We start from the raw sequence: 21,887 nt of genomic DNA on the forward strand, positions 1-21,887 counted from the left end.
CTTCTTTCATTTGACCGCACCGGCGGCCAGGCCGCGGGTGATGTGCTTCTGGAAGATCAGGGCGATGAGTACGGGCGGGACCGCCGCGATGAGCCCGCCCGCGGCCATGAGCCCGAAGTCGAGGCTGTAGCGGCCGGTGAACTCGGCCAGCGCCACGGGCACCGTCTTGGAGGCCGGCGACGAGGTGAAGATGAGCGCGTAGAAGAACTCGTCCCAGGTCATGAGGAAGGCCAGCAGTCCGGCCGAGATCAGGCCGGGCCGCGCGACGGGCAGCACCACCCGCACCAGCGCACCCACCCGGCCGCAGCCGTCGATGCGCGCTGCCTCCTCCAGCTCGGCCGGTAGGGACCGGAAGTATCCGGACAGCAGCCACAGCACGAACGGCGTGGTGAGCGAGCAGTAGACGACGATGAGCGCGGTACGCGTGTCGAGCATGCCGAGCGCCGCACCCGTCATGTACATGGGCACCACCAGCGCCAGCGGCGGCATCATGTACGTCAGCATGAACAGGAACAGCACCGCCCGCCGCCCCCGGAAACGCAGCCGGGCGAAGGCGTAGGCACCCAGCACGCCGGCCACCATGCTGACCGCGACGCTCACCCCGGCCACGACCAGTGAGTTGAGCAGCCCTTCCCGGAAGTCGCCCGCCACGCTGCCGGCCGCCTGGGTGAAGATCGCGACGTACCGGTCCAGCGTCGGCGGGTCCGGCCACAGGCCGGGCGGCTTGCCCAGCAGGTCGGCGGGCTGGGCCACGCTGGCCAGGACCAGCAGTGCGAACGGCCCGAGCACGGCCAGGGTCAGCAGCGCGCCGCACACGTACATGGCGACGTGGTACGAACGTGAGGCCCTCATGCCAGTCCCCTCGGCTCGGTGCGCAACATGCGCAGGTAGACGAGCGACAGTACGAAGATGAACAGCACGGTCAGGTAGGCCGCGGCCGAGCCGATGCCGAACTGCTGGTTGGAGAAGGCCTGAAGGTAGGTGTAGAAGGCCATCGTGGTGGTCCCGGAGTCCGGACCGCCCCTGGTGATGATGTAGATGATGTCGAAGACCTTGAACGCCTCGATCGTGCGCAGCACCAGCACCACGGCGATGGCGGGCTTCAGCATCGGGATCGTGATCGACCAGAAGCGGCGCAGGGCTCCCGCGCCGTCCATGGCGGCGGCCTCGTACACGTCGTCACCGATGGTCTGCATGGAGGCGAGCAACAGGATCGCCACCAGCGGGACGGTCTTCCACGCGTCGATCAGGGCGACCACGAACAGCGCCTGCTGCGGGCCGCCGATCCAGTCCTGGTAGGACTCCAGCAGGCCGAGCCGCATGAGGAGGCCGTTGAGCGCGCCGTACTCGGGGTGCAGGATCCAGCGCCACATGTTGGCGCCGACGATCGTGGGCAACGCCCAGGCCAGGACCACCAGGCTGCGGAAGAACCACTGGCCGCGGATGCGCTGGTTCAGGAACTGGGCCACCAGCAGGCCGACCACGAGCTCCACGGCGGTGGAGAACACGGTGAACACCGCGGTACGCCAGACCGTGGCCCAGAAGTCGGAGTCGGACAACAGGGTCGTGTAGTTGTCGAGCCCGACGAAGTCGAAGTCGGCCTGCAGCGCCGAGGTGGCGTCGACCAGGCTGAGCGCCAGGGTCCGGCCCATGGGGTAGAGCACGACGCCGAGCACCACGATGAGGCTCGGGGTCAGCAGTGCCAGCGCGAGCGGCCACTGTCGCTCGTTCCTGCCCCCGCTGTCGCGGGCCGGTGCGGCGGAGGTCACGAACGCTCTCCGATGATCTTGTCGACCTTGGCCGCGGCCTCGGCGAGCGCCTGCTGGGCAGGCGTACCGGCGACCAGGCACGACTGCACCGCCGCCTGGATCTGCTGGCTGACCGCGTTGTACTGCACCACCGCCGGCCGCTCGATCAGCGATTCGAGCTGTGCCTGCTCGGCCGCCACCAGCGGCGCCATAGGCCCGGTGGTGAGCTTGGGGTCCTGGTAGGCGCTCTTCCACACCGGCAGCGAACGCTCGGCGTACCGGAGCTGGTTCTCCTTGCCCGCCAGGAACGCCACGAGCTCCCAGGCGGCGTCGGGGTTCTTGGAGGTGGCGGTGACCGACAGGCCCATGGAGCCGTTCACCGCGGGGCCCTTGCCGCCCGGGCCCTTGGGGCTGAGCGCGGGCTTCAGCTCACCGACGATCTTCGACTGCTTCGGGTCGTTCGACTCGGCGTACATGTAGTCCCAGTTCAGGGCGATGGCGGCGTCCCCCTGGCAGACGACGCGCTTGACGTCGTCCTCCAGGAGCTTGACCGAGGAGGGGGCGCTCAGCTTCTCGTCGAGAGTGAGCTTCATCCACTCCAGCGCCTTCACCCCGCCGCCGACGTGGAAGGCGGCCTTGCCCGACTCGTCCAGGAAGCGGCCGTCGAACGCGCCGAGCAGTTGCGCGTAGTCGCATATCAGCGCCTCGGCGTGGGCCCAGCTCCACACCATCGGGTGCTCGACGATCTTCTTGGCCTTGAGCGTCCTGGCGGCCTGGAGGACGCCGTCCCAGGTCGTCATGGCCTCCTCGGCGATCCCGGCCTCTTTGAGCATCCGGGTGTTGTAGAAGAACATCTTGCCGCCGGGATTCCATGGGATCCCGTACTTGCGGTCCTGGTAGGAGATGCCACCGAGGGTTCCGGCCAGGATGTCGTCCAGCCAGGCGGGCTCGTAGCGGGCGGTGACGTCGAGCAGCATGTTCTTGCTCGCCAACTCGGCCGGCCAGGTGCAGTCGATGAGCACCACGTCGTACGTGCCGGCGGGGGCGGACACCACGATCTTGTCGTGCAGGGCCTCGAACGCGACGAAGGTCGGCTGCACCGTGATGTCCGGATGGGCCTGCGTGAACGCCTTGAGCATGGCGCGGACGTCGTCCTCGCTGTAACTGGCCTGCTTCATGAACAGGGCGTTCAGCGTGACGGGGCCCCCGCTGCCGGTGCGGTCGACCCGCGGTACGGCACAGCCGGGCAGCGCCGCCGCCGCGCCGAGGCCCGCGGCGAGGCCCAGCAGTCGGCGGCGTGAGATCGAGGGGTGTGGCATGTGGCTTCTCCTAGTTCGTTAGGCAAATTACCTAACGAAGTGGAGTATGCTTTGTCAAGGCTTGATACGAGAGGATCAAGCCGAGCAGGGGGATCGGATGACATCACTGAGCACGAGCGCGCGAGCGGTCCTGGCCGAGCTGGTCAGGCGCGGAGAGGCCACGAGGCCGCAGGTGAGCCAGGCGCTGGGCCTGTCCAAGCCCACCGTCTCGGCGGCCATGTCCGAACTGGAGGAACACCGGCTGGTCACCACGGCCGGCTCGATCCAGGGCTACACCGGCCGTTCGGCGCTGCTGTACCGGATCGGCGAGAGCGCCGGGCACGTGGTGGGCGTCGACGTCGGCGTCACGCGGGTGCGGGTGCACACCCAGACGCTCAGCGGCCGTCGGCTGCTGAGCGAGAGCCGCGAGGTCGCCGAGCCCGCCGCCGGCGCTGCCACGGCGGGTGCCCTGCTGCGCGAGACCCTGCTCAAGGCCGGGGAGGACGGCCCGCCGCGGCAGGTGGTGATCGCGCTGCCCACCGTGGTGAGCGACCGCGACCCCTCCGCGCCGTCGCACATTCCCGAGGTACGCGAGATGCTCAAGGCGCTCCCGCTGCCCGAGGCCCCCTTGCTGCTGGAGAACAACGTGAACTGCGCAGCGCTCGCGGAGGGCAACGTGGGCGTGGCCAAGGGGGCCTCGCAGTTCGGATACGTGCAGGTCGGCGTACGGATCGGCGCGGCCGTGGTGATCGGCGGCCGGCTCCTGCGCGGCGCGTCGGGATGGGCCGGCGAGGTCGCCCACCTGCCGTTCCCCTGGGCGCCGGGGCACAGCCCCGAACCCGAGGGGCTCGAACGTTACCTCGGTGCCGAGCAGCTCCTGGCCCGCACGGCCGCCGACTGGCCCGGCTCGGAGGGGTTACCGCCCGGCAGCGCCGAGGAGCTGTTCCAGCGCGCCGTCGACGGCTCCGCCCTCGCCCGCCGGGCCGTGGCCGAGCACGCCACGCAGGTCGGCCGCCTGCTCATGGCGGTCGTCTCGCTGCTGGACCCCGGGCTGATCGTGCTGGGCGGCGGCATAGGCTCCAACCCGCTGCTCCTGCGGGGAGTTCAGGAGACCGTGAGCGACATGCACATCCCCGTGGAGATCCGGCAGAGCGACCTGGGCACCAGGGCGACCGTGGAGGGTGCGGCCGCCCTGGCCCGCGAACACGCCCTGCAACGCCTGATCGGCGTGGACTGACGATGGGTCATCCGCCTCGCGGGCAGATGGGGTGAGCGTGAGACCTCCGTCAGCAAGGAACAACCCCCGGGTTCCCGAGCGCATCTCCCGGTCATCCCATCCCGGGAGCTACGCCGGCCCGAGACGGGCGAGGTCCTCCTCCAGCCGGGTCGTGGCGTTGGCGACCAGCACCACCGGCACATGCCGTTGCGCATGTGCCGGAAGGTCGCGTACCCTCCGCGGACGCGCACGCCCGGGAGCGGCCGGTCCTCAAGCGGTGTCACATCTCGAAGACCAGCCGGGCCGGGACACCGCTGTTGAGGACCTCGTCGAAGCACTCGTTGATCTCGCTGAGCTTGCGGGTCTCGTAGATCACCTTGGTCCGTCCGGCGGCGTGCAGCCGGAAGACCTCGGCCAGGTCGGCGCGGGTGCCGACGATGGAGCCGATCACACTGATGCCGCCCAGGACGGTCTCGAAGATCGGCAGGCTCATCGCGTTGTCCTTGGGCAGGGAGACCAGCACGAGCCGTCCTCCGCGCCGCAGCGACGCGTGGGCCTGCTCCAGCACGCGCGGGCTCGCGGCCAGCACGACGGCCACGTCCACGCCGCCCAGGGCCTTGATCTCGGCGACCGGGTCGCCGGTGGCCGCGTTGACGGTGTGGGTGGCGCCCAGTTCGCGCGCGAGGCGGAGCTTCTCCTCGGTGATGTCGACGGCGACGGTCTCCGCGCCGAAGATCTGCGCGTACTGCTGGGCGAGGTGGCCGAGGCCGCCGATGCCGAAGATCGCCGCGCGCTCGGAGGGCCGCAGGCCGGACACCTTGACGGCCTTGTACGTGGTCACGCCCGCGCAGGTCAGGGGGGCCGCCTCGACGGGCGAGACACCGTCGGGGACCGGGACGACGTAGTCGGCGTGGGCCACGGCGTACTCGGCGTGGCCGCCGTCGACGGCGTATCCGCTGTTCTTCTGGGACTCGCACAGGGTCTCGCGACCGCTGACGCAGTACTCACACGTCGCGCAGGCGTAGCCCAGCCAGGGGATGGCGACGCGTTCGCCGACGGACCGGCCGGTCACCGCGGACCCGATCCTCTCGATGACGCCCACCCCCTCGTGCCCGGGGGTGAAGGGCGGCGTCGGCTTGACCGGCCAGTCACCGTGGGCGGCGTGGATGTCGGTGTGGCACAGCCCGCTGGCCTCGATCCGGACGAGGACCTGGTCGGCCTCGGGCTGGGGGACGGGAACCTCCTGGATCTCCAGGGGCTTGTCGAACGAGGTGACGACGGCAGCGCGCATGTTCTCCACTCTCCTTGGGCTCACCTTCGAGTCTTCCGCCGCGGCGGCCGGGCGGGACAGGGCCGAAGGTCCCGCCCGGAGCGGCCGTCGGTCATCTCCGGCGGGTCGGCGGGTCGGCGGGCCGGTGGGTCGGCGGGTCGGCGGGTATGGCTGGAAGCGGTCACCGGTCGTCCCCGGCGTCTCACGACGCACGCCCGCAGTGACCGCCGGCCGTTCCCGCAGGACCCGCGCCTCCGTCCGTTCCGTCCGGGCACCTTCGTCCGCGCATCTCCATCCGTGCGCGGCACGGAGAACGGCCCGGTGCGGCGGGGCCGCACCGGGGCCGTCATACCGGTGCCCGATCGGGAACGGGAACGGCGCTCAGGGGTTGGGAACCGGCGCCGGGGCCGGCGCGCCGGAGGACGCCGGAGCCGGCGCGGGAGTCGTGGTCACGGTGGCGGTCGCTGTGGGCGGCGCGGTGGGGGTCACCGTGGGAGTCACAGTGGGCGGTGCGGTGGGAGTCTCGGTGACCGTCGGGGTCGCCGTCGGAATCGGGGTCTGCGGCGGCGTGGGGCAGGCGGCGGGAGGCCGCCACTTGACCGCACCGGGCCATCCCCTCCGGTGCTGCGACCAGTAGTCGCCCCGCCGGTTCTTCTTGCTCTGCCGCGACAGGTCGTAGACATAGGAGGCCGTGGCCGTCTCGCCGTCTCGCGTCGCGGTCAGGGCCACCCAGTCACCCTGCCTGACCTCGCTGTTGCCGCGCCTGCCCGCCTCGACACGGGTGTCGTCGTCGACGGTGTAGACCTGCTCGAAACCGTCGACGCTCCGCACGGTGATCGACCCGTCCTCGACGGCGGTCGCCTCGCCCGTCTGGGCGAACACCGTGACGAAAACGCACGGGTCGTCCGTACCGGCCAGGAACTCGCCGTGCACCGCGCCGGAGAACTCCAGGGGGTGTGCGGTGGGCACGGCCGTGACGGTGGGGACAGGCTCGGGAACCGAGGTCTCGGTCGGCGTGCCGGTGGGGGATTCCGTGGGAGTCCCACCGGCGGTCCCGGTCGGAGCGGGGGTCTCGGCCGGGGCGGGCGTTCCGCCGGTGGTCTCGGTCGGGGTGGGGGTCTGCGAGGGCGGTGGTACGGGCGCCGAGGCCGACGCCGAGGCTACCCCGATACCCCCCGACGCCAGGAGCGCCAGCGCCGCGGCGCCGATCACCGGCCGGGCGATCCTCCGAGGTGCCCTGCCCGCTCCGGTTCGCTCTCGCTCGTGCGGCATGTCGCGATTGGTTGGCATCACCTTGTCCTTCCGTCTGCGGTTCTCCGGTTGAGCACCCGCCGCCGGCGGCGGACCGGGGGCGTCACCCCGTCCGCCCCGCCGAAGGGGACGGTCTCGGCGGATCCGCTGAGACGATCTTCCCGCGGGCACCGGGAGACTGCCCGCTCCGGCGCCGCCCATGCGACGGCCCGGCGGCCCGCTCCCGTGCGCTCCCGCGTTCCACCAGCTCACCCCGGAGATCCACGCGCGCAGAAAAATCGCCGGAGAATCCGGGGCGAACGGCGGGTCCGCCCCTTCAAGGAGGGGCGGACCCGCCGGAGAGCGGATCACCGGGCCGTGAACCACGGCCGGCCGCCGGGTCGGTGAACCACGGCCGATCGTCGGGTCAGTGAGCCGCCGTCATCCGCTCCTGCGCCAGCCGCTCCTCACCCGACAGCGTGTTGAGCGGCTTCTCCTTGATGAACAGCACCGCCACCAGGGCGAACACGGTCAGCGGCACGCCGACGAGGAACAACTCTGCGGTGGCCGTGGCGTACACGTCCTGGATGGCGCTGACCACGGGGGGCGGCAGCTTGGAGATGTCGGGGACGGAATGGCTGTCCGCACCGGCCGCACTCGGGGCGCCCGCCGCCAGCGGGCCGAGCTTCTCCGTCATCAGCGTGGTGATCCGGTTGGCGAGCACCGCGCCGAGGGCACTGACGCCGACCGCGCCGCCCATGCTGCGGAAGAAGGTCAGCGTCGAGGTGGTGACGCCCAGGTCGTGCGCGGGCACGTCGTTCTGCGCCGCCAGCACCAGGTTCTGCATGAGCATGCCGACGCCGATGCCGAGCACCGCCATGTACACCGACAGCAGCAGCGTGCCGGTCTGCGCGTCGATGGTCGACAGCAGGCCCATCCCGGCGAGCATGACGACGCCACCGGCCACCAGGAAGCCCTTCCAGCGGCCCCACTTGGTGATGAGCTGGCCCGCGATGGTGGAGGAGACCAGCAGGCCGAACACCATCGGCAGGCTCATCAGGCCCGCGACGGTCGGCGTCTTGCCGAGCGCGATCTGGAAGTACTGCGACAGGAACACCGTGCCGCCGAACATCGCCACGCCGACCAGCACGCTGGCCACGGTGGCCAGGGTGACCGTGCGGTTGCGGAACAGGGAGAGCGGGATGATCGGCTCGGGCGCCCGCGACTCCACCCAGACCGCCAGCGCCAGGGTGACCAGGCCGCCGGTCACCAGGCCCGCGGTCCACCAGGAGGCCCACTCGAACTGCTGGCCCGCCAGCGACGACCACACCAGCAGCGTGCAGACGCCCAGCGTGATCAGGAAGGCGCCGAGGTAGTCGACCTTGACCTCCTTGCGCACGACCGGCAGGTTGAGCGTGCGCTGCAGCAGGACGATGGCCACGATGCTGAACGGCACGCCGATCAGGAAGCACCAGCGCCAGCCGAGCCAGGAGGTGTCGACGAGCAGGCCGCCGATGAGCGGCCCGGCGATGGTGCCGACGCCGAACACGGCGCCGAAGACGCCGGAGTAGCGGCCGAGCTCACGCGGCGGGATCATGGCCGCCATCACCACCATGGCCAGCGCGCTCATGCCGCCCGCGCCGATGCCCTGGACGACGCGGCTGACGATGAGGATCTCCACATTCGGGGTGAGACCCGCGATGAGCGATCCCACCACGAACAGCCCCAGCGACAGCTGGATCAGCAGTTTCTTGCTGTAGAGGTCGGCCAGCTTGCCCCAGAGCGGGACGGTGGCGGTCATGGCCAGCAGCTCGGAGGTGACGATCCAGGTGTAGACCGTCTGTGAACCGCCCAGCTCTGTGATGATGCGCGGCAGGGCGTTGGCCACGACGGTCGAGGCCAGGATGGACACGAACATGCCCACCATCAGCCCGGACATCGCCTGCAGGACCTTCCGGCGGGAGGTGGGGGAGGGCGCCGCCGCTGCTTCGGGCTGCGCGCTGGTGGTTGTCATTCTTCCTCTGGTTTCTCGGGCGGGCCGGCACGGCGTTCCGGGCGGCATGGAGATCCGGCGGGACACCGGGGCGGTTCTTACGGGGAGACGGCCAAGAAGGTCTTGTGTGGGGAGACCCGGGAAGGTCTCGCGCGGGCGGTGAAGGCGGCGGTCCGGGCTCAGGCGGGCAGCGGCCCGGGGTCGGGAAGCCCGGCGGTCAGCCGGGAGAAGACGTCGTCGACCACGTCGGGCAATGCCGGGTCACCGTGCGCGACGCTCCAGCGCAGCACCGCCGCGCGGTAGGCCGCGAGGGCCACGGCGGCGACGAGCTGGGCGTGACCGTCGGCGGCCGGGCCGGTGCCGATCCGCTCGGCCAGGAAGGTCCTGACGATGTGCTCGGTCTCCGCCCCACCGGCGATCAGCCGTGGCAGCAACGACGGATTCCGCTCGAACACGCTCAGCCGGAGCAGCCACTGCTCGCGCCGCTCCTGGATGCGCTCGGCCTCCTCCCGCAGCACCAGGCGCAACACCTCAAGCGAGGGGACGCCGGCGGGCACGGCGGCCAGCCTCTCCCGGAGCTCGGTCCCCGCCGTCGGGTGGGTGCCGAGGAGGGCGTCCTCCTTGGACGGGAAGTAGTTGAAGAACGTCCGGGAGGAGACGTCCACCGCCGCGGCGATGTCCTCGACCGTGACGCCGGCGAGACCGCGTTCGGCGACCAGCGTGAGGGCGGCACGCTCCAGGGCCGCCCGGGTTTCGAGCTTCTTGCGGTCCCTCCGGCCGAGCGTCTCACTGCTGTCCACGATGATCACTGAATCATGATAGGGCGGAAATTTCATACTGTGTAACATTTCAGTATGTGAAGTGGGATAAGTCACATCAGCGGTGCTGAAGAAAGCGTTTCTGCCGGGCGGTCGCGCATCCATCGGCCACGGCGACCCGTGAAGCGGTGAGGCGGACCGCCGCGGCGGCGTGGAGCCGCCATGAGCTGACGGCGATGAACCGTGGACCGGCATCTCCCGCCGCCCGTATCCTCGCGGCGTGAAGATCACCAGCAGCGCGGCCGGCACTCTCACGCCAGGGGTTCGGGGAGATTCGGAACGAGAACCGTCGGCGGTGTGGGCCCGGCCACTCTCCGGGAATCGCCGGCTCGGCTCGTCGGCGCGTCGTCGGCTTGAGGACATGCACGCGGAGGTCTTCCCCGGATGACCCGGCCAGAGCCCGCGCCCCTGGAAGGTGAAAGGGCCGGCTCCGCGCCGCTGCTGCGCAGCCGCGACTTCCTGCTCCTGCTGGGCGGACAAACCGTCGGAGAGCTGGGCTTCCGGGTTTCCGGCGTCGCGGTGCCGCTGCTCGCGGCGTCCACCCTCAAGGCCGACGTCTTCGAGATCGCCCTGTTGACCTTCCTGACCTGGCTGCCGTACCTGCTGTTCTCCCTGCCCGCCGGGATGATCGTCGATCGAGTGGATCTGCGGAAGCTGATGATCCTGTGCGATGTGGTGCGGATGGCGCTGATGCTGTCGCTGCCGCCGGCCGGATTCGCCGGATGGCTGACGCTCTGGTACCTCTACGTGGTCGTCGGCGTCTGCGGTGTGTTCACCGTCCTGTTCAACGTGGCCTACAAGAGTGTCCTGCCGCGGCTGGTCCGGCCGGAGCGACTCGTCGACGCCAACGCGAAGCTCGCGATGGGGCAGGACTCCGCCGAACTGGCCGGACCCGCCGTCGGCGGCGCGCTGATCGACCTGATCGGCACCGCGAAGACCTTCCTCGCCAACGGGCTTACCTTCCTGGTCAGTGCCCTGACACTGTGGCTGATCCGGCTTCCGCAGGAGAGATCCGGCGGGACCGCGCGGGAAAGAACCTTCGAACGGACCTCGGTGCGCGCCGAGATGACCCAAGGGCTCACCTTCATCGGTAGCCGACCGGTCCTGCGGGCCATCCTGGCGTGCACGACGACCTCCAACTTCTTCGTCATCGCCAAGAACTCGATCGAGGTCACCTTCCTGGTGCGCGAGCTGCACGCCTCCTCCGTCGGCGTCGGCCTGGTCTTCAGCGTCAGCGCCGTCGGCGGAGTGGCCGCCGGCGCGGTGGCGGCCAGGCTGTCGGCGTGGATCGGCGCCGCGCGCGTCATCTGGGTGGCCATGACGGTCCCCGGCCCTCTCTACCTGCTCATGCCCCTCGCCGGGCAGGGCCGGGGGCTGCTGCTGTACGGCCTGGGCCTGGCCGCCTTCGCGGCGAACGCCGGCCTCTACAACATCGCGGCCAACTCCTACCAGCAGCACATCACCCCGTCCCACCTGCTCGGCCGGGTCAACGCGGCCTTCATGTGGATATGCCTCGGTGTCATTCCGTTCGGAGCCCTCTTCGGCGGCCTGCTCGGCAGTTGGCTGGGGCTGCGCACCGCTCTGTGGATCTGCGTGCTGGGTGTCTGGAGCGCCGCGCTGTTCGTGCTGTTCTCGCCGCTGCGCGGAATGCGGGACATGCCCGCGGAGGGGTCGTGACCCGGTGTCCGGCGTGGACACCCGGTGCCCCTGATCCACCGGCGGCGTGCCCATTGATCCGCCGGCGGCGCTGCGCAGCCGCACGACCGGGAGCCCTGCTTCTCAATCTGCCGGGTCCTGGTCGGAGCGCGCCTCCAGGCGCTCGCACCGCTGCCGGGCGGCTTGCGGCGTGCTCAGCCCGAGGCTGAACGCGATGTCCTGCCAGGTCATCCCGCGGCCACGCGCGATCTTCAGCAGGCCGAGTTCCGTCGCGTCGAGTTCCGCGCGTGCCTGCGGCAGGAGGGTCAACGCCGCGATCAGATCGGTGGTGTCGATCTCCGGCTCGCCTGCCTCGGCGGGGACCGAGCCCCCCGCCATGACGGCGACCAGCCGCACCACCTCGTGCGGCGAGGGGATCGAGGGATGGACCTGCCGGGCCCGGCGTCCGGGAGTGTCCGCGTGCCGGTCGGCGAGGCGCATCAGGGCGGCGTAGGTGCGTCCCGCGCGTTGTGCGGCCGGGTCGGGGCGGGTGAAGGGATCCATGTCAGGCATGGATGAATCATGGCTTCAAAACGCTTCGTTTTCAACTTTTCGTTCAAAACGAACCGTGAAGACAGTGGGCCCGAGGTGGAAGCCCACCTCTCGCCAAGGTGCTGACCGGCGCCGACGCCTCTCCGCGGCGTATTCGGTCTGCCTCCCGGGCCGGTGGAGACGGGTCCTCTCCGCTCGCCGGTCAGCGCCCGGACGCCCCCGAAGCCGGGCTCGTCGGCGGAGACCCTGGCGTGGTGACGGCGCCACATGGTGGCCGGAGTGACGATCCGCAGGCCGATCGGGCGTGCCGGGGCCGGTTGGACACCTCGGAAGGGGAGCGGCTACCGTCGTCCCGGCTTCGAGGAATGCGTCCGGCGACGACACCTCGCCGCCCGTTCCGTACCTTTCCGCAGTTCGAGAGGCAGGCAGTGACAGAGACCGTCGGCGACCGGCCCGACCCGGTCACCAAAGCCGGTTACGAGCTCGAGTTCGAGGACACGTTCGACGGCGACCGTCTCGACGAGACCCGCTGGGTCCCCTACTACCTGCCCCAGTGGAACGGCCGCGCCGCCTCCGCGGCCCGGTACCGGCTCGACGGCGGCCACCTGCACCTGCTGATCGAGGAGGACCAGCCCCCGTGGCATCCCGAACTCCACGGAGGGCTGCGGGTCTCGTCCCTGCAGACCGGCGTCTTCGCCGGGCCGGTGGGCAGCTCCGTCGGGCAGCACGGACGCGACCCCCGTGAGGTCGTCCGCGAGAAACAGCCGAACGTCAGGCTCTACACCCCCCGATACGGCCTGGTCGAGATGCGGGCCAGGGCGACCGACGACCCGCGGTCCATGGTCGCGCTGTGGATGATCGGTTACGAGGACGAGCCCGAGCGGTCGGCCGAGATCTGCGTCTGCGAGATCTTCGGGCGTGACGTCCGGCCGGACGCCGCGCGGATCGGCATGGGCGTCCATCCCTTCGGTGACCCGTCGATCGCCGACGACTTCACGGTGGAGACCGTCCCCGTCGACGCCCGCGACTTCCACGTGTACGCCGCCGAGTGGACCCCCGATCACGTCGCGTTCCTCGTCGACGGCCGCCATGTCAGGACGGTCCGTCAGTCACCGGCCTATCCCATGCAGCTGATGCTCAACATCTACGAGTTCCCCGAGCCGGTCGGGCCGGGGGAGCGGGAGCTTCCCTATCCCAAGCGGTTCACGGTCGACTACGTCAGGGGCTACCGGCCGGTCGACCGTCCCGCGGTCTGAGCGGTCGCCGGGCGGTCGCGGGCCGTCCGGCGGGGCCGGGCGAGGTGGAACGCGGCCGATGCCCCGGCCCCGGCGGCTCGCGAATCGTGGACCTCCGGCCGGACGCCCTCACCCGGAGGACGGAGTGCGCCGCGAACGGCCCGTCGAGGGTCGCGACGGCCTTCTCCCGGGAGGCGGGCACGCTGTTCCCCCGTCACCGTCGATCAATCATTGTAAATTGCATAATTCTTCAATTTAGTACATGATGGAAACGTCCTGCCCCCGCCTGAAGCCGAGTCCGTCATGCCCGTCCCGCCGCCCCAGGCCGAGACCACCCTCACCGCTCACAGTGGGGAGGGCGAGGCGTGAGCGCCACCACCATCCCGCGGCGCCTGCCGCGGTTGCTTCCGGCCCGCTCCGACTGGGGGCCCGCGCGCCGCGACCCCGGCAGGGACCTGGTGGCCGGTCTCGTCGTCGCGGTCGTCGCCTTGCCGCTGGCCCTGGCCTTCGGAGTCAGCTCGGGCCTGGGAGCCCAGGCCGGACTGGTCACCGCGATCGTCGCCGGGGCGCTGGCCGCGATCTTCGGTGGCAGTAACCTGCAGGTGTCCGGGCCGACCGGTGCGATGACCGTCGTGCTGGTGCCGATCGTGCACAGGCACGGCGTCGGGGGCGTCCTGACGGTCGGGCTGCTGGCCGGACTGATCCTGATCGCGCTGGCCGCTGTCAGGGCCGGCCGTCTCGCCGGCTACCTGCCCACGCCGGTCGTGGAGGGGTTCACCGCGGGGATCGCGGTCGTCATCGCGCTCCAGCAGATACCCGCCGCGCTGGGGGTGGAAGGCACGCCGGGGGAGAAGGTGTGGCAGACGGCCGCGGACGCCTTCGGCCGCTACGTCGCCGACCCCCGTCCGGTACCCCTGATCATGACGCTGGCCGTGACCGCCTTGATCCTCGTCGGCGCGAGGGTGCGGCCGGCGATCCCGTTCTCCCTGGTCGCTGTGGTGGGGGCCACCGCGGTGGCCGCCGTCGCCCCGCTGGACGTGGCCACGATCGGCGCGATCCCGGCCGGGCTGCCCGCGCCGTCCCTGGCCTTCGCCGACCCGGCCACCCTGACCGCACTGCTGCCGCCCGCCCTCGCCGTCGCGGCGCTGGCCGCGCTGGAGAGCCTGCTGTGCGCCACCGTGGCCGACGCGATGAGCGTGGGTGAGAGGCACGACCCCGACCGGGAGCTGTTCGGGCAGGGGATCGCCAACCTCGTCGTCCCACTGTTCGGTGGCGTCCCGGCCACGGCGGCGATCGCCCGCACGGCGGTCAACGTCCGGGCCGGCGCACGCTCCCGGCTGGCCGCGCTCTCCCACGCCGTCATCCTCGCCGTCATCGTGTTCACGGCCGGCGGGCTGGTGGGCCGGATCCCGCTGGCCGCGCTGGCCGGGGTGCTGATCGCCACCACCGTCCGCATGGTCGAGGTCGGCTCGCTGCGCGCCATCGCCCGGTCCACCCGTTCCGACGGCCTCGTACTCCTGCTCACCTTCACCGTCACCGTCGTCTTCGACCTGGTGACCGCGGTCGCGGTGGGCGTCGGCGTGGCGGTCGTGCTGGCCCTGCGCGCGGTCGCCCGTACGGCGCAACTGGAGCAGGTGCCGCTGGAGACCGGTGACCACGACGCGGAAGAACGGCGGCTGCTGGCCGAGCACATCGTCGCCTACCGGTTCGACGGCCCGCTGTTCTTCGCCGCCGCCCATCGTTTCCTGCTGGAGCTGTCCGAGGTGGCCGACGTCCGAGTCGTGATCCTGCGCATGTCCCGGGTCTCGACCCTCGACGCCACGGGCGCTCAGGTGCTCGGCGACGCCATCACCCGGCTGGAGCGCCGAGGCATCGTCGTCCTGCTCTCGGGGGTCCGTCCCCGGCATGACCAGGTGCTGGTCACCCTCGGCGTCGCCGGCCACCTGCGCCGCGACGGCCTGATCTTCCCCGACACCCCGGCCGCGATCGCCCACGCCCGTCGCCTGCTCACCGCTTCCGCCGCGTGACCGTGAACGCGCGTGACCGTGAACGCGCGTGACCGCGGGAAGCGTGTCGGACGCCGCCGTGAGTCCACGCCGGACGTGTGGAGTGTGGCCTGATCACCCTCCGACGGCCCGCCGATCCCGCCTCAACCGGCCGGGCGACGCCTGGAGGGAAGGCACCCCGGCGAGCATAGTCCGTTTTGTGGGGTTATGTAGTCAATCGCGAGTCGATCACTGTTTTATGGTGGATTGGGTTCACATGACCGGTTATTTACCACTAAGCTCCGTTCTGCCTCGGCTGTAACAGCCGATATGCCTAATCCCGGGCGCCTCGCCCGGGAACCGGGGACCCACCTCACCCGGGGTGAATCCACACCCGTGGACGGGCTTCCTCCAGCCCGAACCCGTCAGCTAACCCGGTCGGCAGACGAGAGGAAAACGTGTGACTGTCACGTCCCCCATGTCCCGTCACCGGACGACCGCCGCCCTCGCCGCCCTCGCCGCCGCGGCGGTCGCCCTCGGCCACGCGGACGCGGTGCTCGCGGCCCCCAAGCCGGCCGAGACCGAACTCCGCGCCGACCTGGCCAGGTTCAAGGAGAAGGTCGGCAGCCTCGCCGAGACGTACGCCGCCAAGCGCGGGGAGTTGAAGAAGGCGCAGCAGGCCGAAGCGGTCGCCAGGAAGGATCTGCGGAAGGCCGAAACCGTCTACGAGGAGGCCAGGGAGAAGGCCGCCGCCGTGACCCCGCCCTCGCAGCCGAGCGGCGCGCAGAGCACCGTCGCGGTGCTGTTCACCCCCGATCTGGGCGGCACCGCGGTGATGGAGCGGTTCGCCGCAGAGCAGGGTGCCCACCTGATGGACCTCGCCGCGGGTGTCGACCGCAGGAAGGAGGCCGTAGAGAAGGCCGTCCAGCTCACCGGCGAGACGCGGGAAGAGGTGAAGGAGGCCCGGGCCCGGCGCGACGAGGCCAAGGAGGCCGTCGGCGACATCAAGGGCAAGCTCGGCCTGATCGCACCCCTCGGCTCCGGCCGCCGCGCCGACGGCACCTGGGTCGCGCAGAGCCCCACCGGCGCCGAGAACATCACCGACCGGACCCGGATCATGCGCGACGCCGTCATGCGCCGCTTCGACCTGCCGTACACGGTCGGCTGCTACCGCTCCACGCAGGACGGCGGCGAGCACCCCCTGGGCCGTGCCTGCGACTTCATGATGAGCACCGGCGGCGCGATGCCCTCGGCGGCCAACCTCAAGCTCGGCGACGAGATCGCCGCCTGGGCCATCAAGAACAAGGACCGGCTCGGCGTCAAGTACGTGATCTGGCGCCAGCGCATCAACCACGGCTCCGGCTGGCGCGCCATGTCCGACCGCGGCAGCGTCACCGCCAACCACTTCGACCACCCGCACATCTCGATGTACTGACGCACGCCCGCCGCCCCGCGGCTCCGGCCGCCGACGCCGGGGCCGCGGGGCCTTCCGCCGAATCCGATGTCGTGAGACCGTCGGCCCGACGGGAACCGGTGGCCGCCGCAGACCCGGCCCGCACCGGCGGAATACCCCTCAGGGGTAGGGTGTTGGCCGGGAGAGGCCGAGGTGAGGAGAAACGATGCACGGATACGCCGAGAACAAGAAGGACCACCTGCGGCGACTGCGCCGGATCGAGGGTCAGGCCCGTGGCCTGCAGAGGATGGTCGAGGAGGACAAGTACTGCATCGACATCCTCACCCAGGTGTCGGCGGTCAACCGGGCCCTGCAGTCCTTCGCCCTCTCCCTGCTGGAGGAGCACATGGCGCACTGCGTGGCCGAGGCCACCGCCAAGGGAGGCGCCGAAGCCGAGGAGAAGGTCAGGGAGGCGTCCGCCGCCATCGCCCGCCTCGTCCGCTCCTGACCGCTGGGGCTGCGGAGGGATCCTTCGCGTCCGTCGCCCGCCGGCACGCCACGCCGAGGACGGGGCTCGTCCGCCACCGGCGGGAGGTCCGAGGGTGGGGGCGTCTCCCCACCGGCGGGAGGCGCCGGAGGCGGGGCTCGTCTCTCACCGGCTCCTACCGGCGCGCCACGCCGAGGATGAGGAAGGACAGCGGCGTGCGGACCCGGGGCAGCAGGAAGCGCTCCAGCCGCTCGACGGTGAACCCGGCTCTCGCGATCGCCGCCGCGGTGTCACGGCCGGTGTGGCACCCGCCGAACAGGCGCGGCCACACCGTGGCGTCCAGCAGGCGCTGAACGCGGATCATGCCGGGCGAGTCGGCCAGGACGTGTTCGAGGAAGCGCAGCTCTCCTCCGGGCCTGAGCACCCGTCGCACCTCCCGCAACGCCGACGCCTGGTCGGGAAGCGAGCACAGCACCAGCGACATCACCGCGGCGTCGAAGCTCGCATCCTCCGCCGGAAGCCGGTCGGCGAGACCGCCGACGACGTCGACGGGGACGAGGGCCCGGTGGGCGTTGTCGCGGGCGAGCCGCCGCAGCCGCGGTTCCGGCTCGACCGCGAGCACCCGGGTGACGGTCGGAGGATAGTGCGCGAAGGTCAGCCCGTTCCCGGCACCCACCTCGACGACCTTCCCGCTGAGCCCGGCCAGCAGCGCCTCCCGGCGCTCGGCCAGGCCGCCGCGTTCCACCACCCGGCTGATGCGGGCGTAGAACCGTGCGAAGAGCGGGTGGTTCACCTCTGTGCCCGTCATCGTCGCCTCCGCTCGTGTCAGGAGGGTCTTCCCCGGATCGGGGACGGCCTACCGCGTGCGTGACACGGGCGCCGGTGACGTCCGGCCTTGCTCCGGGGACGGGGACAGGGACGGGGACGGGCGACAGAGGACGGGGGACGGAAGACGGGCGACAGGGGACGGCCGCCGCAGTGATCACCGATCGTTCACCCGGGCGGTCCGGCCGCGGGGACGACGCATCCGCAGCTGCGGCGCGGGATGAGGGGTGCGTGGAGCGCGGGCGGCGGTGCGGCGCGGTCGAAGAGCAGGTCCACCGCGTATCGGGCCATGGCCTCCAGGGGCTGTGCGACGACGGTCAGGGAGGGGGCGGTGTAGGCGCTCTCCGGCGCGCCGTCGCAGCTGATCACGGCCAGCCGGTCGGGCACGGCCAGGCCGGCGGCCGAGGCACCGGAGAGGACCCCGATGGCCTGTTCGTCGGTGGCGACGATGACGGCCCGCGGCAGCATGTCTTCGGCGGCCAGGCGCTGCACCAGGGCGGCCGCCGCGGCACGCGAGAAGTCGCAGCGCAGCAGCCGGGGTTCGCGTTCGTGGGGGGCGACGGCCTCCTGCCACGCGCGCCGGCGCTCGCCCACCGGACCGACATCGTCGGGACCGGTCAGGAAGGCGATCCGCCGGTGACCGTGCCACCGCAGATGCTCGACCGCGGCGTGCACGGAAGCCTCGTTGTCGGCGGCGACCAGCGGCGTGCGAGCGCGATCGGGGCGGTGGTGCACGTAGACGGCGGGGACCCCCGCCGCGGCGGCCCGGGTGGCCACGTCCAGGCCGCCGTCGGAGGAGACGACGGCCAGCCCGTCGACCTGGGCGTCCAGGAAGCGTTCCGCCAACTGCCGCTGCCGCTCGGGGTCGAAGCCCGCGTTGCCCAGCAGAGTGAGCTTGCCGTGTGATTCGAGGGCCTGCTCGATGTGGCGGGCCAGGGCCGCGAAGTAGGGGTTGGAGGCGTCGGCGAGCACCAGTCCGACGACGCCGGAGACCCTGGCCCGCAGCGCGCGGGCGATGCGGTTGGGGCGGTAGCCGAGTTCGGCCGCCGCGGCGAGCACCCGCTCCCGGGTGGCCGCCGCCACCGGACGGGGACCGTCGTTCATGACGTAGCTGACGACGGCCGTCGAGGTGCCGGCTCGGCGGGCCACGTCCGCGAGCGTCACTGCCATCGCGCCACTCCGTTCGTCGGGGAGGGTTGCATTCTCTCATCTAAACGATTAGATAATGGAAACGTCAGCGCTTCCGCGCGCCGTCCGCACCGTTCGGGCGGCGGCCGGAACGGTCCCGCCGAGTGCCTCCGCCGGCCTCCGCATGCCGGAGGACACCCGGAGACCCCGTCCAAGGAGTCCTCCCATGCCCGCCATACCGATGATCATCGACACCGATACCGGGTCGGACGACGCGGTCGCGCTCCTGCTCGCCGCGGCCGGCGGCCTGGCCGACGTCCGTGGCGTCACCACGGTGGCCGGCAACGTCCCCCTGGAGCTCGCCACCCGCAACGCGCTGATCTCACTGCAGGTCGCCGGGGCCGACGAGGTTCCCGTGCACCCCGGCTGCGAGCGTCCGTTGCTGCGGTCGCCGTCCAGTGCCCAGCACGTGCACGGCGAGGACGGCATGGGCGACGTGGGGCTTCCCGACCCGTGGCGGACGCCCCACTCCGAGCACGCCGTGGAGGTGCTGCTGTCCTACCCCCGCCACCTCCCGGGTGAGCTCACCCTGGTGACCCTGGGGCCGCTCACCAACCTGGCCGCCGCCCTCGTGCGGGACCGGGACCTCCTCACCCGCTACCGGCACGTCTACTGCATGGCCGGAGCCGCCGACGCCCGCGGCAACGTGTCCGCCACCGCGGAGTTCAACGTGTGGGCCGACCCCGAGGCCGCCCGCGTCGTCCTGCAGGCCGCCACACCCGACAGGGTCACCTGGATCGGCTGGGACGTCTCCCGCAAGGACGCCGTCATGACGCCCGCGGACCAGCTTCACCTCGAACGACTGGGCACGCCGATGGCCGTCTTCGCCCACCGCATCAACCGCACGGTCGCCGAGTGGGCACGTGACGTCACCGGCCTGGCCGGCTACGACCTGCCCGACCCCGTGGCCATGGCCGTGGCCCTGCGGCCCGAACTGGTCACCGAGTCCGAACAGGCGCACGTCGAGATCGCCGTCGGCGACGAGACCCGCGGGCAGATGATCGTCGACCGTCGCCGAGCGGCCGCCGAACCCAATGTGACCCTGGTACGCCGGGTCGACGAGACCGGCTTCAAGAAGATGCTGTTCGACACCTGTGCCCGGACTCCGCTGCCCGCCTGACCCCCACCGCCCGGATCGGCTTCCGTGGCCGGCTCGGACGCCACGGCCCGCTCGGATCGGCTTCCGCGGCCCGCTCGGACACCGCGGCCCGGCCAGGCCCCGCGCCTGCTGCGGCCCCGGCCCCCGACTCTGTGGCCCGGATCAACCTGGAGAGACTTACATGATTGACGTCGCTGGATCCGTCCGCCCGCGCCGGGTGGAACTGCACTGTCATCTCGACGCCTCGGTACGCCCGGGCACCGTCGAGGAACTGGCCCGTGAACAGGGGATCCCCCTGACCGCGCCGGTGGAGCAGCTGGTCGTCGCTCCGCGCGACTGCGGCAGCCTCACCAGTTTCCTCACCTACATCGACTTCCCGCTGCAGGTGCTGCAGACACCCGACGCCCTGCGTCGCGCGGCGCGCGAGCTGGTCGAGGACTGGTTCGCCGACGGCGTGGTCTACGGGGAGGCGCGCTTCGCCCCCCAACTGCACGGCCGGCTCGGCATGACGCAGGACGAGGCGGTGCGGGCGGTGGCCGAAGGGCTGGCCGCCGGCCGCGAGGCGACCGGAGTGCGCACCGGGCTGCTGCTGTGCTGCCTGCGCCATCAGACGCCCGAGGAGAGCCTGGCGGTCGCCGAGACCGCGCTGCGGCACCGCCACGACGTCGCGGGGCTCGACCTGGCCGGCGACGAACGTTTCCCGGGCACCCCGCACCGGGCCGCCTTCGACCTCGCTCACGCGGCGGGCCTGCCGTGCACCGTGCACGCGGGTGAGGCCGCCGGGCCGGAGAGCGTATGGGAGGCGCTGGACGTCCTCGGCGCCCACCGCATCGGCCACGGCGTGCGCTGCGCGACCGACCGGGCCCTGGTCGACCGGCTGCGGCGCGAGCGTGTTGCACTGGAGATGTGCCCCATCAGCAACGTGCAGACCGGAGCCGTGCCGGGACTGCGTGAGCATCCGGCCGACCGGTTGCTGGCGGCCGGGCTCCAGGTCACCATCAGCACCGACGCGCGGACGACCTCGGACACCTCCCTGGAACGGGAGTTCGCGACCCTGCGCGCCGGCTTCGGCTGGACCTCCGAGACGGAGGCCCGCTGCCAGGCCAACGCAGCCCGGGCCGCCTTCGCCTACTCCCCGCCGGAAACCGCCGCCTGACGACCGGCCCCCGGACGCGGTCGTCACCGGCGGCGGCCGGTCCGGGCCAGGCGTCCCCGGGGACCCGTGATCGGTCCGGATATTCTGCCCGGCATGTCCGACCAGTACCCGCCTCCCGCTCTGGAGGCAGAGAGCGGGATGCCGACCGATGCGCGTTTCCCCGCCACCGCGACGTGGCCGGACGACCGTCCCGTAGCGTGGTGGAGGCCGTCCTGGGCCACGGGATCCCCACCGGCCGGTGCGCCGCCGCAGGCCCCGGCTGGCCATGACGCCGAGATACGTGCGGTGGCCGTGACGGAGGACGGCCGTTTCATGGTCGCGGCCGACGACGCCGGCGAGGTGCGGCTGCATGATCTGACCACCGGGCAGCGAGCCGGCACGCTCATCCGTGACGGGGGCGGTCCCGGGCAGGTGGCCGTGGTGGTCACCGGTGATCGCCCGCTGGTGATCACCGGCAGCGGCCCGGAGGGGACGGTACGGGTCTGGGACCCGGTCACCGGCCGGCAGACCGGCGCACCCCTGGCCGACGACGCCAGAGCCCATGCGCTGGTCGCCTCGGCCGTGGAGGGCCACCCCGTCGCGGTCAGCGGGGAGTGGCACGACGGGCACGGGCGGATACGGGTGTGGGACCTGGTCATCGGCCGCCCGGCGGGCCCGGCGCTGATGCTCCCGACCTGGGTCGCCGCGCTGGCCACGACACCGCGTGGCCGCCTGGTGGTCGCTTCCGGCCGTGACGTCACGGTGCTGGATCCTTACTGA

19 protein-coding genes and 1 riboswitch are annotated in these 21,887 nt (G+C 71.6%); of the genes, 9 read left to right on the forward strand and 10 right to left on the reverse strand.

What is annotated here, in order from left to right; translation table 11 throughout:
* Window positions 1–6 precede the first annotated feature (6 nt).
* From F4562_RS30255 to F4562_RS30265, 3 genes are read right to left on the reverse strand one after another with little or no spacing between them, the layout of a single operon-like run.
* Window positions 7–852 carry a carbohydrate ABC transporter permease gene (locus tag F4562_RS30255; protein WP_184539941.1) on the reverse strand — a complete coding sequence of 282 codons (846 nt, stop codon included), beginning with the start codon at window positions 850–852 and terminating at the stop codon, window positions 7–9.
* Complete coding sequence (locus F4562_RS30260; RefSeq protein ID WP_221206542.1) at window positions 849–1,769, reverse strand: carbohydrate ABC transporter permease; 921 nt, start codon at window positions 1,767–1,769, stop codon at window positions 849–851. Before F4562_RS30260 ends, F4562_RS30255 begins: the two co-directional genes overlap by 4 nt.
* Window positions 1,766–3,067 carry an extracellular solute-binding protein gene (locus tag F4562_RS30265; RefSeq protein ID WP_184539943.1) on the reverse strand — a complete coding sequence of 434 codons (1,302 nt, stop codon included), beginning with the start codon at window positions 3,065–3,067 and terminating at the stop codon, window positions 1,766–1,768. Before F4562_RS30265 ends, F4562_RS30260 begins: the two co-directional genes overlap by 4 nt.
* A 97-nt stretch (window positions 3,068–3,164) precedes the next feature.
* Between F4562_RS30265 and F4562_RS30270 the strand changes: the two genes are divergently transcribed.
* Window positions 3,165–4,283, forward strand: coding sequence for an ROK family transcriptional regulator (locus tag F4562_RS30270; RefSeq protein ID WP_184539945.1), 1,119 nt, complete (start codon window positions 3,165–3,167; stop codon window positions 4,281–4,283).
* A gap of 259 nt (window positions 4,284–4,542) precedes the next feature.
* Here the strand turns inward: F4562_RS30270 and adhP are convergent, their stop codons facing one another.
* From adhP to F4562_RS30290, 4 genes are all read right to left on the reverse strand, one after another.
* Window positions 4,543–5,553: an alcohol dehydrogenase AdhP gene (adhP, locus tag F4562_RS30275; RefSeq protein ID WP_184539946.1), complete on the reverse strand. Its 1,011-nt coding sequence runs from the start codon at window positions 5,551–5,553 to the stop codon at window positions 4,543–4,545.
* Between the two features lie 360 nt (window positions 5,554–5,913).
* A complete protein-coding gene (locus tag F4562_RS30280; RefSeq protein ID WP_184539948.1) occupies window positions 5,914–6,822 on the reverse strand; it encodes a hypothetical protein in 909 nt (302 codons plus the stop codon).
* A gap of 367 nt (window positions 6,823–7,189) precedes the next feature.
* A complete protein-coding gene (locus F4562_RS30285) occupies window positions 7,190–8,776 on the reverse strand; it encodes an MDR family MFS transporter (protein ID WP_184539950.1) in 1,587 nt (528 codons plus the stop codon).
* Window positions 8,777–8,934: 158 nt separating this feature from the next.
* On the reverse strand, window positions 8,935–9,564 hold the full coding sequence (locus F4562_RS30290) for an acyl-CoA-like ligand-binding transcription factor (RefSeq protein WP_311733889.1): 630 nt from the start codon (window positions 9,562–9,564) through the stop codon (window positions 8,935–8,937).
* Between the two features lie 393 nt (window positions 9,565–9,957).
* Here F4562_RS30290 and F4562_RS30295 point away from each other — a divergent pair, with 393 nt between their 5' ends.
* Window positions 9,958–11,250 carry an MFS transporter gene (locus tag F4562_RS30295; RefSeq protein WP_184539952.1) on the forward strand — a complete coding sequence of 431 codons (1,293 nt, stop codon included), beginning with the start codon at window positions 9,958–9,960 and terminating at the stop codon, window positions 11,248–11,250.
* A gap of 102 nt (window positions 11,251–11,352) precedes the next feature.
* On the opposite strand, the gene F4562_RS30300 is transcribed toward F4562_RS30295, so the two are convergent.
* Window positions 11,353–11,781 (reverse strand): DNA-binding protein, encoded by a 429-nt coding sequence (locus tag F4562_RS30300; RefSeq protein WP_184539954.1) that lies wholly within the window; start codon window positions 11,779–11,781, stop codon window positions 11,353–11,355.
* 407 nt (window positions 11,782–12,188) lie between these two features.
* On the opposite strand from F4562_RS30300, the gene F4562_RS36045 reads away from it, so the two are divergent.
* From F4562_RS36045 to F4562_RS30320, 4 genes are all read left to right on the forward strand, one after another.
* Window positions 12,189–13,016: a glycoside hydrolase family 16 protein gene (locus F4562_RS36045; protein WP_311733890.1), complete on the forward strand. Its 828-nt coding sequence runs from the start codon at window positions 12,189–12,191 to the stop codon at window positions 13,014–13,016.
* A gap of 344 nt (window positions 13,017–13,360) precedes the next feature.
* The gene (locus tag F4562_RS30310) at window positions 13,361–15,022 is read left to right on the forward strand and encodes a SulP family inorganic anion transporter (RefSeq protein ID WP_311733891.1); all 1,662 of its coding nucleotides are present in this window, start codon (window positions 13,361–13,363) and stop codon (window positions 15,020–15,022) included.
* Window positions 15,023–15,301: 279 nt separating this feature from the next.
* A riboswitch (cyclic di-AMP (ydaO/yuaA leader) is annotated at window positions 15,302–15,437 on the forward strand.
* Between the two features lie 3 nt (window positions 15,438–15,440).
* Entirely contained in the window at window positions 15,441–16,415 is a 975-nt protein-coding gene (locus tag F4562_RS30315) for a VldE C-terminal domain-containing protein (RefSeq protein ID WP_311733892.1), read from the forward strand.
* A 184-nt stretch (window positions 16,416–16,599) separates the two neighbouring features.
* Window positions 16,600–16,881, forward strand: coding sequence for a metal-sensitive transcriptional regulator (locus F4562_RS30320; protein ID WP_184539958.1), 282 nt, complete (start codon window positions 16,600–16,602; stop codon window positions 16,879–16,881).
* Between the two features lie 154 nt (window positions 16,882–17,035).
* On the opposite strand, the gene F4562_RS30325 is transcribed toward F4562_RS30320, so the two are convergent.
* Both F4562_RS30325 and F4562_RS30330 read right to left on the reverse strand, forming a co-directional pair.
* Window positions 17,036–17,668 (reverse strand): class I SAM-dependent methyltransferase, encoded by a 633-nt coding sequence (locus F4562_RS30325; protein WP_184539961.1) that lies wholly within the window; start codon window positions 17,666–17,668, stop codon window positions 17,036–17,038.
* A 185-nt stretch (window positions 17,669–17,853) separates the two neighbouring features.
* Window positions 17,854–18,855 (reverse strand): LacI family DNA-binding transcriptional regulator, encoded by a 1,002-nt coding sequence (locus F4562_RS30330; RefSeq protein ID WP_184539963.1) that lies wholly within the window; start codon window positions 18,853–18,855, stop codon window positions 17,854–17,856.
* Window positions 18,856–19,039: 184 nt separating this feature from the next.
* On the opposite strand from F4562_RS30330, the gene F4562_RS30335 reads away from it, so the two are divergent.
* The 3 genes from F4562_RS30335 (at window position 19,040) to F4562_RS30345 (ending at window position 21,887) form a co-directional block, all read left to right on the forward strand.
* Window positions 19,040–19,993: a nucleoside hydrolase gene (locus F4562_RS30335; RefSeq protein ID WP_184539964.1), complete on the forward strand. Its 954-nt coding sequence runs from the start codon at window positions 19,040–19,042 to the stop codon at window positions 19,991–19,993.
* 160 nt (window positions 19,994–20,153) lie between these two features.
* A complete protein-coding gene (gene add / locus F4562_RS30340; protein ID WP_184539966.1) occupies window positions 20,154–21,128 on the forward strand; it encodes an adenosine deaminase in 975 nt (324 codons plus the stop codon).
* Window positions 21,129–21,413: 285 nt separating this feature from the next.
* A complete protein-coding gene (locus tag F4562_RS30345; protein WP_184539968.1) occupies window positions 21,414–21,887 on the forward strand; it encodes a WD40 repeat domain-containing protein in 474 nt (157 codons plus the stop codon).

Source organism: Streptosporangium becharense (assembly GCF_014204985.1).
Classification (GTDB): domain Bacteria; phylum Actinomycetota; class Actinomycetes; order Streptosporangiales; family Streptosporangiaceae; genus Streptosporangium; species Streptosporangium becharense.

What these genes read in the sequence shown, in the direction of transcription:
- add (WP_184539966.1), top strand. Translation starts at nt 20,154, where the DNA reads ATGATTGACGTCGCTGGATCCGTCCGCCCGCGCCGGGTGGAACTGCAC.
- F4562_RS30265 (WP_184539943.1), bottom strand. Translation starts at nt 3,067, where the DNA reads ATGCCACACCCCTCGATCTCACGCCGCCGACTGCTGGGCCTCGCCGCG.
- F4562_RS30255 (WP_184539941.1), bottom strand. Translation starts at nt 852, where the DNA reads ATGAGGGCCTCACGTTCGTACCACGTCGCCATGTACGTGTGCGGCGCG.
- adhP (WP_184539946.1), bottom strand. Translation starts at nt 5,553, where the DNA reads ATGCGCGCTGCCGTCGTCACCTCGTTCGACAAGCCCCTGGAGATCCAG.
- F4562_RS30270 (WP_184539945.1), top strand. Translation starts at nt 3,165, where the DNA reads ATGACATCACTGAGCACGAGCGCGCGAGCGGTCCTGGCCGAGCTGGTC.
- F4562_RS30295 (WP_184539952.1), top strand. Translation starts at nt 9,958, where the DNA reads ATGACCCGGCCAGAGCCCGCGCCCCTGGAAGGTGAAAGGGCCGGCTCC.
- F4562_RS30285 (WP_184539950.1), bottom strand. Translation starts at nt 8,776, where the DNA reads ATGACAACCACCAGCGCGCAGCCCGAAGCAGCGGCGGCGCCCTCCCCC.
- F4562_RS30330 (WP_184539963.1), bottom strand. Translation starts at nt 18,855, where the DNA reads ATGGCAGTGACGCTCGCGGACGTGGCCCGCCGAGCCGGCACCTCGACG.
- F4562_RS30320 (WP_184539958.1), top strand. Translation starts at nt 16,600, where the DNA reads ATGCACGGATACGCCGAGAACAAGAAGGACCACCTGCGGCGACTGCGC.
- F4562_RS30300 (WP_184539954.1), bottom strand. Translation starts at nt 11,781, where the DNA reads ATGCCTGACATGGATCCCTTCACCCGCCCCGACCCGGCCGCACAACGC.
- F4562_RS30325 (WP_184539961.1), bottom strand. Translation starts at nt 17,668, where the DNA reads ATGACGGGCACAGAGGTGAACCACCCGCTCTTCGCACGGTTCTACGCC.
- F4562_RS30280 (WP_184539948.1), bottom strand. Translation starts at nt 6,822, where the DNA reads ATGCCAACCAATCGCGACATGCCGCACGAGCGAGAGCGAACCGGAGCG.
- F4562_RS30335 (WP_184539964.1), top strand. Translation starts at nt 19,040, where the DNA reads ATGCCCGCCATACCGATGATCATCGACACCGATACCGGGTCGGACGAC.